Here is a 2,324-nt window from a genome sequence, read left to right as displayed (position 1 = left end):
GCCTGCATATTGCTGCCTGGCGTCATTGCCTGCCAGACTAATTTTACCGGCCCATATACCAACATGAAATGCTTTGAAATCCGGCCTTTCCTGATCCGGGTCAATGGACACACCTGCATTGGAACATATTAACAAGAAATAGGTAAAGTAAAATAGGTGAAGTAACTGGGACATTAGAAAGAAGCGGGCATGATGATATTCGTTTAATGCTTCACCAAAGTAGATGGTTAAGTATTCTTTTTCTTCCTGTTCACTGTTGACCACAAAGTTGGCAACAATGGCGAGGTCCAGGTAGCGATCATTCAGGAACGCAGCTTCCCAGTCCACCAGCCATACCTTGTTTCCATCGAAAAGCGTGTTTTCCGGCTTCAGATCATTGTGGCAAGCTACCATGTCCTGAGCGTTGCGGGGATAAATATTTATTATCCTCGCATACTGACGGAATAGTTCCGCCGTCATCTGCTCCGGGAGGATGTTGGTTGCCTGAAATTTTTTAAAGAAACCATCGGCAGCATCCAGGTAATTCACCCGGAAAGGAAAGGGCGGCAGGGAATGCAAACGCTTCAGTAAATCAGGCAGCTTTATTCTTGCTTCCTCCAGCGGGAAAGGTGTTGTTTCCACGAAATCGGTGATGGCAATTCTATCGGTGATGCTTGTGTACAGCACCTTTGGCGCAATGCCTGCATCTGCAGCGGCCTGCATGCAGGCATATTCGTGCGTGGGATCACCCATGGGGTCCGTACGTGTAATGATGCGGAGCAAATATGGTTTTCCCAAAACGAGTATCCGAAAAACAAGTGCAGTGGAAAGTCCGGTCGTCAGTTGACGGATATCTTCAAACTCATTTACGCCAAATGTAGCATGCAGGGCATGTTTTACGGCAGTTTCTTTAGTTGCTGGAATCATAAAAGTTGGAAAGAAATGATTGAAAGCTGCTCAAATATATAGGAGCTTTTGCAATTTCCTTTACCTCAAAAAATATATTTTTTTGACTGAACATTCATGGTGAAATGGATGTTATTCCAATACTATGGCTCACCTTCGACAGGTGAAAATTCCAATCTTCCTTTCCTTTTAATAGTAATTATTTTTTCAGCTGATCGAAGTAGGCGGTGGTTTCTTCCTGTATGCTTTTCATCAGATCAGCAGCCTTTGTATGTTTTAATACCGGCGCTATCTGTCCGCCCCAGAAATAGATCATGTCCCATTTTTCCTGTGCGATGGCTTCCTTTCTTAAATGTGATATGAATTGGGATTGCAGTGGGAAAGGCAGAAATCCATTTTCGGTATGCATTAACTCTTCGGCGATGCGGTTGGCGATTCCTCTGCCAAGTCTTCCTGTAAATGATCGAGATAAGGTGGTGTGCCGGGCAGCCTCTGAAAACAGCATTTGCTTATGAATGGTGGTTGCATTAGACTCTTCGCAGGCGAGGAAAGCTGTGCCTATTTGCACCGCATCTGCGCCTAGTGCAAGCGCGGCTGCAACACCTTTGCCATTGGCAATACCGCCCGCAGCGATCACCGGTATTTTTACTTTTTCCCTGATAACCTGGATCAATACAAATGTTCCTATGGTAGATGATTCGGCGGATGCAAGGAATGATGGGCGATGTCCTCCGGCTTCAAAACCCGAAGCAATGATGAGATCAACTCCCGCTGATTCCAGTGCGATGGCTTCATCAAGTGTAGTGGCAGCTCCAACGGTAGTGATGCCAAGCCGGTGACATTGTTCCAGGATGTCTGCTGATGGGATACCGAACATAAAGCTGAATACAGGCGGTTTTTGATGCAGGATAATATCTACCTGGTTTTCAAAACGGGATTTGAATGGGCCGGGTTTTTCCGGCAATGGGATGCCCAACTCGTCAAAGTAAGGTTTGAATAAAGTCCGGACCTGTTTAAACCGTTCATCTGAAACCGTGTCCTCCTGTACATCTGTATCCGACACCCACAAATTGATATTGTAAGGCTTATTGGTGGCCGCTTTTATTTGTTGATTTATCTGAATGATTTCCTGCGGACTTAATGTATAGGCGCCATAGCCCCCGAGTCCGCCGGCGTTGGAAACGGTGGATACCAGTTTCACAGAAGACAGGTTTCCGCCGAATGGCCCCTGTAGAACAGGATATTCAATACCYAGCATGTCCGATGCTTTTGTTTGATTCCACATAATGTTAAATTTATTATACAACAAAGTACGGAAGGAAAACCGGGGTGATGGTGTGACCTGCATCACATTCGGGGGAGTGTTTATTGATGCCGGTTACARCTCAATCGTTGTACAACCGGCTGAGCGTTTCTCTTGAAACACCGAGATAAGCAGC

Annotated in this window: 2 protein-coding genes; both read right to left on the bottom strand. The window is 45.8% G+C overall.

What is annotated here, in order from left to right; translation table 11 throughout:
- Positions 1-906 (bottom strand): phosphotransferase (locus AC1DP6_RS36370; RefSeq protein WP_477059291.1); only part of this gene is annotated, 906 nt, incomplete at its 3' end.
- Positions 907-1,084: 178 nt separating this feature from the next.
- Positions 1,085-2,170, bottom strand: a complete 1,086-nt coding sequence (locus tag AC1DP6_RS36365) for an NAD(P)H-dependent flavin oxidoreductase (RefSeq protein ID WP_477059290.1) — start codon at positions 2,168-2,170, stop codon at positions 1,085-1,087.
- Positions 2,171-2,324: the final 154 nt, after the last annotated feature.

It is taken from the genome of Chitinophaga sp. 01L420 (assembly GCF_056399985.1).
The sequence above is the reverse complement of the archived record's forward strand: the minus strand, read 5'-3'. Positions and strand labels throughout refer to the sequence as shown.